The organism is Telluria antibiotica, from assembly GCF_011682055.1.
GTDB lineage: Bacteria > Pseudomonadota > Gammaproteobacteria > Burkholderiales > Burkholderiaceae_D > Telluria > Telluria antibiotica.
In genome coordinates this window covers 1-7,632 of record NZ_JAAQOM010000037.1, presented here as the reverse complement: position 1 = coordinate 7,632, position 7,632 = coordinate 1, and the positions used below count along the sequence as shown (strand labels likewise).

General features: G+C 66.4%; 6 protein-coding genes and 1 rRNA gene. 2 read left to right on the top strand and 5 right to left on the bottom strand.

Features of this window, described 5'->3' with window-relative positions:
• Nucleotides 1–248: hypothetical protein (locus tag HAV22_RS30960; protein WP_208296451.1), on the top strand; the 248-nt coding region annotated here is incomplete at its 5' end.
• Here HAV22_RS30960 and ampC read toward each other — a convergent pair.
• From ampC to HAV22_RS30625, 3 genes are all read right to left on the bottom strand, one after another.
• Complete coding sequence (gene ampC / locus HAV22_RS30635) at nucleotides 232–1,407, bottom strand: class C beta-lactamase (protein ID WP_166865590.1); 1,176 nt, start codon at nucleotides 1,405–1,407, stop codon at nucleotides 232–234. The two genes, HAV22_RS30960 and ampC, sit on opposite strands and share 17 nt — an antisense overlap.
• 112 nt (nucleotides 1,408–1,519) lie before the next feature.
• A complete protein-coding gene (locus tag HAV22_RS30630; RefSeq protein WP_166865587.1) occupies nucleotides 1,520–2,278 on the bottom strand; it encodes a LytR/AlgR family response regulator transcription factor in 759 nt (252 codons plus the stop codon).
• Nucleotides 2,275–3,348 carry a sensor histidine kinase gene (locus HAV22_RS30625; RefSeq protein ID WP_371869786.1) on the bottom strand — a complete coding sequence of 358 codons (1,074 nt, stop codon included), beginning with the start codon at nucleotides 3,346–3,348 and terminating at the stop codon, nucleotides 2,275–2,277. Before HAV22_RS30625 ends, HAV22_RS30630 begins: the two co-directional genes overlap by 4 nt.
• A gap of 206 nt (nucleotides 3,349–3,554) precedes the next feature.
• Here HAV22_RS30625 and bla point away from each other — a divergent pair, with 206 nt between their 5' ends.
• Nucleotides 3,555–4,403: a subclass B3 metallo-beta-lactamase gene (bla, locus tag HAV22_RS30620; protein WP_166865581.1), complete on the top strand. Its 849-nt coding sequence runs from the start codon at nucleotides 3,555–3,557 to the stop codon at nucleotides 4,401–4,403.
• A 9-nt stretch (nucleotides 4,404–4,412) separates the two neighbouring features.
• Here the strand turns inward: bla and HAV22_RS30615 are convergent, their stop codons facing one another.
• The gene (locus tag HAV22_RS30615; RefSeq protein ID WP_166865578.1) at nucleotides 4,413–7,367 is read right to left on the bottom strand and encodes a ligand-binding sensor domain-containing diguanylate cyclase; all 2,955 of its coding nucleotides are present in this window, start codon (nucleotides 7,365–7,367) and stop codon (nucleotides 4,413–4,415) included.
• A gap of 147 nt (nucleotides 7,368–7,514) precedes the next feature.
• Nucleotides 7,515–7,627 (bottom strand): 5S ribosomal RNA (rrf, locus tag HAV22_RS30610).
• Nucleotides 7,628–7,632: the final 5 nt, after the last annotated feature.

Below are 7,632 nucleotides of genomic sequence, written 5' to 3'. Positions count from 1 at the left end.
ACACTTATCGACTGTTTATTGTTAAAGAACTCTTGTATTCGGTACTGCCTTGCTGCGCCTGCGAATCGTTGTGTTCGTCAGCAGCAGAGAAGCGAGATTATGCAGTGTTTCGCGGCAATCGTCAACTCTTCGTTTTCTACAGTGCGTTCAATCTGTTCGATGTCGTGCGCCGCAGAAGCAGGACGCGAACTATAGCAAAAGCCCTGGCCACCACGCAAGCGCGGCCATGTCTTATTTATGCGTATTGACGGCACCGTCATCCCGCACCGCGTCCGGCACCAGCTGATCCAGAATCGCATACGCCGCCTGTACCCGCGCCGGAATCGGGTAATTCTTATTGGCCAGCATGACGATGCCCACTCGGTACGTGGGCACGAACACGATATACGCGCCGAAGCCGCGGGTCGCGCCGGTCTTGTTGAACAGCGTCCCGCGCGGCGGTGCCTGTGGCGGTTGCAGCCTGGTCGCCGGGTTCGGCTCGCCGCTCATCTTCGCGCCATTCCCCGCCTGCAGGACGGCCAGGCTGACGGGCGCGCGGTACTGCTCCCACCCGAGTCCCTGCACAGTATCGCCGATGCGGAAATACCCCATGTGCGTGCAGTCGATGGCGCGCCGCATCGGTTCCGGCAGGCCGGACGCGTCGATGTTCTCCTGCACGTAGCGGATCATGTCGGCGGCGCTCGACTTCACGCCATACGTCTCGGCGTCGAACACACCCGGGCTCACGCGGACCGGCCGGTTCGTCCTGTCGTAGCCCCACGCGTAGTCGCCCAGCGCGGCCGCTGGCACGCGGATATGGCTGTGCGCCAGGCCCAATGCGGGAAACAGCCGGCCTTCGACGGCATCGGCGAACGGCGCTTGCAGTGCGAGTGCGGTGACGTGCCCGAACAAGCCGAGGCTGGGATTCGAATAGCGGCGCTGCGTGCCCGGCGGGGCATCTGGACGCCATGCGCGAAAATAAGCGAGCATCTGCGCGTCGTCCTCGACGTCGTCGGGGAATTGCAGCGGCAAGCCTCCGCCCGTGTACGTGCCCAGTTCGAGCACATTCGCGCGGTCGATCGCCGCGCCCTTCAGTTGCGGCATATAGGCGCCGGGATGATCGTCGAACGCCAACTTGCCGAGCCCCTGCGCATAGCAGGCCAGCGTCGCGGAGAACGTCTTGCTGACGGAGCCCAGTTCGAACAGCGTGTTCTCGCTGACGGGCACGCGCCCTTCTTTCGATGCGAGGCCGTAGTTGAAGAACATCGCGTGGCCGTCGACCGTGACGGCCACCGCCATGCCGGGCACGTCGTGCAGTGCCATCATGGGCTGGATCGCGCGGTCGACGGCGGCGCGCACCGCGGCCGCGTCGACGGCGTCCGCAGCCAACGGCAACACGGACAGGCAAGCGGCGGCAACGAACCGCATTGGACGAGGCAGGATGGACAAGGCGTTCTCCGGTGAGTTCGTGACGGACGCCAGTATAGGCAGCAAGACACGGCCGCATACAGCGCAGCCATCCCGGCAAAACGGGCGCTCGTCACATCGCCGACTTCAGCGCGGCCAGATACCGTTCGCTGACGGCGACCGCGGCACCGCACCGCAACGTCAGGCGGTAGCTGCCGTCGCCAACGGTGTCGAGACGCGCGATCTCGCTGCGCCTGACGATCGCGCCGCGATGCACGCGCAGGAAGTCGTCGGCGGCGAGCAACGTCTCTAGGCGGTTGAGCGTGATGCGATGCAGGACCGTGCGTCCCGCCAGGTGCAGTTCCACGTAATTGCCGGCCGATTCGATCCACAGGATGTCGGCCACGAGGATCTGCTCGATGCGGCCGACGGAACGCACGTTGATGCGCTCCAGGACCGCCTCGCGGCCGGCGCCCGCATCGACGTAATCGCGCAGCGCGGCGCCATAGGCCTCGCGCTGGCGCTGCCCGAGCATCGCGCCGATGCGCTCGACGGTCTGCGCCAGCCTCGCGTCGTTCAGGGGCTTGAGCAGATAGTCGAGCGCATGTACGTCGAACGCGTCGACCGCATGCTCGCTGTAGGCGGTCACGAACACGATCAGCGGTGGCGCGGGCAAGCGGCTGATCTCGCGCGCGAGCACGAGGCCCGATTCGGCGGGCATCTGGATGTCGAGGAAGATGACGTCGACGTCCTGCGCGGCCAACAGCATGCGTGCGGCCGCGGTCCCGTCACATTCGCCCGCAAGCAGCCAGTCCGGATGCGCGCCGAGGGCCAGGCGCAGGTTGGCGCGGCTCGGCGCCTCGTCGTCGACGATCAGGTAGCGCACCGTCATCGCGCGTCCCGCGCCAGTGGCAGCCGGACTTCGGCCACGAACCGGCCATCGTGCACGCCTGTTTGCAGGGACGCCGTCGGATGCAGGAGGCGCAGCCGCTCGCGCGTATTCGCCAGCCCGAGCCCCGCGCCGGGATTGGGCGAGGCGTGCGTGCTGACCGGATTCGCGACCCGGATCGTGAGCACGTCGTCGTCATGCGCGAACGACAGGCGGATATCGCTCGGCCCGTCGTGGCAATCGAGGTCGTGGCGCAGCGCGTTCTCGATCAGGGGCTGCAACAGCAACGGCGGGCAGTCGACGTCGTGCAGCAGGGCGTCCTCGCCGTCGATGCGCACGCGCAGGCGGTCGCCATAGCGCAGGTGCTGCAGGTCGAGGTAGTCGCGCACGAACTGCAGCTCGGCGGCGACGGTGACGGCATTGCGCACGCTCGCCGACAATGCGTAGCGCAGCAGGTCGCTGAGGCGGCCGATGCCGCCGAGGGCGTGCGTGCGATCGCCTTCGCGCACGAGCGCGCTGATCGCATTCAGCGCATTGAACAGGAAGTGCGGCTCGAACTGCGCGCGCAAGGCCAGCATGCGCTGCTCTTCCAGAGCGAGGCGCAGGTTCAGCATGTCGGTCTGGCTGCGCTGCCAGGCCAGTTCGCGCTCGCGCGCGTGGCGCCAGTAGTGGATTGCGAGGATGGCGGCGAACGTGCCCGTCGTCGAGAACCAGCCGACCAGCAGCATCTTCATCAGCAGGCGGCGTGCGTCATCGAGGCTCGCGATGTGCAGGTAGCCGCGCAGCCACGCCATGTACGTCCATTGCGCGGGCTGGAACACGAGCACGAGGCCGACGAACAGCAGCAGCACGTCGCGCGGCCGGGCGATCAGCGCGGGCCAGCGCCCCAGTACCGTACTGAGGCCCACGCTCAGCACGATCAGCGGCACCGCGTATTCGACGAACCACGTCACCAGCAGCGACGGATAGTGGCTGTCGATGCCGAGGCGCAGGTTGTCGCTGTAGGTCTGCAACGCGCCGAGGACGCTGATCGCCGTCCACAGCAGCACGACGACGAGGAGCGTCCTGATCACGGACGGCGTCGGCGGACGGGAGAGGGATGGAGCGGCGTGCTGCGTCATCCGAAAAGTATAGCAGCGGCCTCGATGGGCAGCTGGATGCTGCCGGCCGCTTCGTCACGCGGAAGCGGCGTTTCGTCACGGAGGCAGCGCAGTCGCGCGCGCATGGTCGCAGAATCGTCGACGCATCGACTTCATCCACTCTCCCGCAACTCCCTGACATGAAAAACACGATACGCCTGGCCGCCATGCTCCTGCTCGGCGGCGCTTCCGCTTCCACCGTCGCCGGCATGACGGAATGGCTCGCGCCGCAGGATCCGTTCGCCATCTACGGCAACACGTACTATGTCGGCACGCACGGCATCAGCGCCGTGCTGATCACGTCGCCGGCGGGCCACATCCTCATCGACGCCGGCCCGCCCGGCGCTGCCGACCAGGTCGCGGCACACGTCCGCGCGCTCGGCTTCAAGGTCGAGGACGTCCGCTATATCCTGAATGGACACGAACACTTCGACCACGCGGGCGGGATCGCCGCGTTGCAGAAGATGAGCGGCGCCGAAGTGTTGGGCAGCCCGGCCGCCATCGCCGTCCTGAAGTCCGGGCAGCCGGACAAGCGCGACGCGCAATATCCCAGCCTCGAGCCGCTGGCCCCCGTCGCCAACACACGGGCCGTGCGCGACGGCGACATCGTAAGACTCGGTCCGCTCGCGGTCACGGCGCACTTCACGCCCGGCCACACACCGGGTGCCACCAGCTGGACGTGGCAATCGAGCGCAGGCGGCAAGACGATGCACATGGTGTACGCGGACAGTCTCACTGCCATCGCCGCCGAAGGCCGCAGCTTCAGCAGAAATCCGCTTTATCCGACGGCGCGGGCGGACGTCGAGCGTTCGATCGCGAAGATCGAAGGACTGGAATGCGACGTGCTCGTGAGCGCGCATCCGGACTTCAGCGACATGTGGGAACGAAAAGCGCGCGCGACCTTCGTGGATCGCGACGCGTGCCGCGCGTACGCGGCGAGCGCACGCACATGGCTGGCGAAAACGCTGGCCGCGGAGGTGCAGCCTTGATGGCGCCCCTTACGACACGCGGGTGACGATATCGCCGCGATGCGGATCATCGTCCGGCGCGCGCGGCAAGCCAGCCTCCACGCGATTTCGTCCGGCTGCCTTCGCGCGGTACAGCGCAGCGTCGACGCGGGCGATCAGCGATTCCAGCGTCTCGTTGACACATGCGCTGGCGATGCCGATGCTGCACGTCACCTGCAGCGGCGCGGCAGCACCGATGTCGAAAGGATCCGCGGCGACTGCATGACGCCAGCTGTCGACGCGCTCGACACCGTTTGGCCCGTCCACTGAAAGGTCCGGCAGCACGAGCAGGAATTCCTCGCCGCCGTATCGGCCGATGCAGTCGCCGTCGCGGATCTGCGCACGCAGGCGCGTCACCAGTCCGCGCAACAGTGCGTCACCGGCGGGGTGGCCGTAGGTGTCGTTGACGCGCTTGAAATGGTCCAGGTCCAGCAACGCCAACGTCACGACGCCGCCGTGCCGCCGTTGCTGGGCCAGTGCGCGCTCCGCCGCGTCCAGGATGGCGCGCCGGCTCATGGCGCCGGTCAGGCTGTCGGTGAACGCAAGCTCCCGCATGCGCTCGTGCGACTCGGCCAATTCGCGCGTGCGTTCGCGCACGAGGGCCTCCAACGCGTTCCGGTGCTGCACCAGCCGGCGGACGCGGAAACGATGCGCGGCGACCACCAGCAACGCGACGGCAATCAATGCCGCGGCCGCGACGGACGGCCTTCTCCACCATGGCGGTGCGATGTCGAAGTCCAGCGCGACAGGTGCGCTGCTTCGGCCCAGGTCGTCGTTCACGGCGAACAGCTCCAGGCGGTAACTGCCTGGCCCCAGGCCGGCGTAACGCAACACGCTGCCCGTCAGGTCCGTCCAGCCGTCCTCGCTTCCGCGCAGGCGGTAGCGCACATGTTGCGACAGCCGGTTCGTGAAGAGGGGGACTTCCCAGCGCAATTCGAGCGTATAGGTCGCCGCGGGCACGTCGACTTTCTGCCCCGGCTTGAGATCGACGCTGCCCAGCTTGGCCTCGTTAAGCTCGAGCGCGAAACGCTGTGCGCGTTCCAGCTGTTCGGGGGAGCCGATGCGGCTCACGCCTCCGCTCGTGCCAATCCAGATGTCGCCCCGGGCATCTTCGGCGAGCGCGTTCTGGTCGCAGTCGTTCCAGATCAGCCCATTGCTCTCGTCGAAACGGCGCCAATCCTTGCCGTTCCACCGCACCACGCCGACATCGGTACCGGCCCATAACCAGCCACGGCGGTCTTCCAGCATCGACAGGATACGCAACCCTTTGAGTACGCCCGGCCGCATCGGCACCGCCTGCAATATGCCCGACTGGCGCAGATCGATGCGCATCAGTTCTCGTCCGTTCCCCGTACGCAGCCATACACGGCCGGCGCCGCATGCAAGATAGGCGACCCCGTCATCCTGTGCGAGACCGTTTACGTGCGGCCGCGTGAAGCCGCGCGCGGGATCGTATCGCAACAGCCCGCTGCCGGTGCCCACCCAGACGACGTCGCTGTTTCGCTCGTGGCACGCGGTGTTGACACCGCGATCGCTGGTGTCGAACAACGGGTCCAGTTCGTCACGGCGCCGCGCCGGTCCGCTGCCGTCGAGCGGCAGGGTGAACAGGCCGCTTTTGCCAGCGACGACCCACAATTCGTCGCCCACTGCCAACAATTGCCGCGCGCGGATCCGGCCCGTGTGCGTCATGGCGCGCCACGACTCGCCGCGGCGGCGATGGAACAGCTCACCGCCAAAGGTCGACAACCACATCCCGTCGCGGCCATCCGCCAGGATGCCTCCGACCTGGCCGGTGATAGAGGGCGCCTCGCTTGTCATCGTACGGCCGTCGGCGTCGGTGGAGACGACGCCGCGCTGGGTGCCGATCCAGACCCGCCCTGCGCCATCGTCGGCAATGGACCACACCACCTGGGAAGGCAAGCCCTGGCGCGTCGTCCAGGACGACCAGTTTTCATACCCCCGCCAGTGCGCGAGCCCGTGTCCGGTCGTGCCCAGCCACACGTCGCCGTTGGCGTCGCTGAGCATGGCGCGTATGCCGTCCTCGACAAGCCCGTTGCGCTCGCCGAAATACTGCCATTGGCCGGCCTGCCAGCGGTACACGCCTGCGTTACCTGGCGTCAGCAAGCGTCCTTGGCCATCCTCGATCATGGGCAGCCAGACGTGATTGGAGCCATGGCCGAGGCCGTCCGGTGTGACGTTGGCGAATCGCGCGTCGCCTGGCGCGCGGCGTACGATGTAGCGGTCGCCTCGGGCCCATATGGCGCCGTCCTTCGCTTGCCGCAGGCCGAGCCATTCGCTCTGCGGCACGCCGTCGGCGGTGCCCCAACGTTCAAGCCGGTTATCGTGCCATCGGCACAACCCGCTCCCGCAACCGAACCACCACGCGCCGTCGCTGGCGACCAGGATCGAGCGTACCTCCAGCTTGTCGGACTGCGACGAACCCAGTGTAGGCGGCAGCGCAGGTTCCATGCGTGCGTTTGCGCCCGTCACCCGCCATAGCTTGCCCTCCTTGCCAACGACGAGGAGACCGCCATGCGCCAATGGTGCGATGGCCTGGCCCGGGAGCGGCGACCAGGTCGTGTCGTCCATGGGCACTTTCGCCATCTTCCCGTCGCGGTAGTGATAAATGCCCGCATCGCTCGCGACCCACAACGTTCCGTCGCCGCCAAGAGCCAGATTGTTGACTTGCAGCTTCTCATCACCCAGCGGGTTGCGAATGCTGTCGCCGTTATGACGGTACAGGCCGTTTTCGGTGCCAATCCATATGGCCCCGTTGGTCTCTTGCGCGAGCGCGATGACGGCCAGGTCACCCAGGCCTTCGGTATTCGTGTAGTACCGTAACGGCAGCTGCTGTGCGCGCGCCTGCGGTGACAGCACCGCCAGGAACAGCACCAAGCAGCAGGCAAGAAAACGGGAGAGTCCAGTCGTCGTGTGATGCCCGTTCATTCTGCATGTCCCTTTTCATTGTCTGTGACGACCATGAAGCGCATTGTAGATTGTCGGATTGTACCGGGCTTATGTTGCGCGGCGCGTGGGGATGTAGAAAGCAAAAAGCCCGCTCAGACTGATCTGAGCGGGCTTTTCTAATAACTAGCCTGACGATAACCTACTTTCACACTGGTTGCAGCACTATCATCGGCGCAAAGTCGTTTCACGGTCCTGTTCGGGATGGGAAGGGGTGGTACCGACTTGCTATGGTCATCAGGCATAA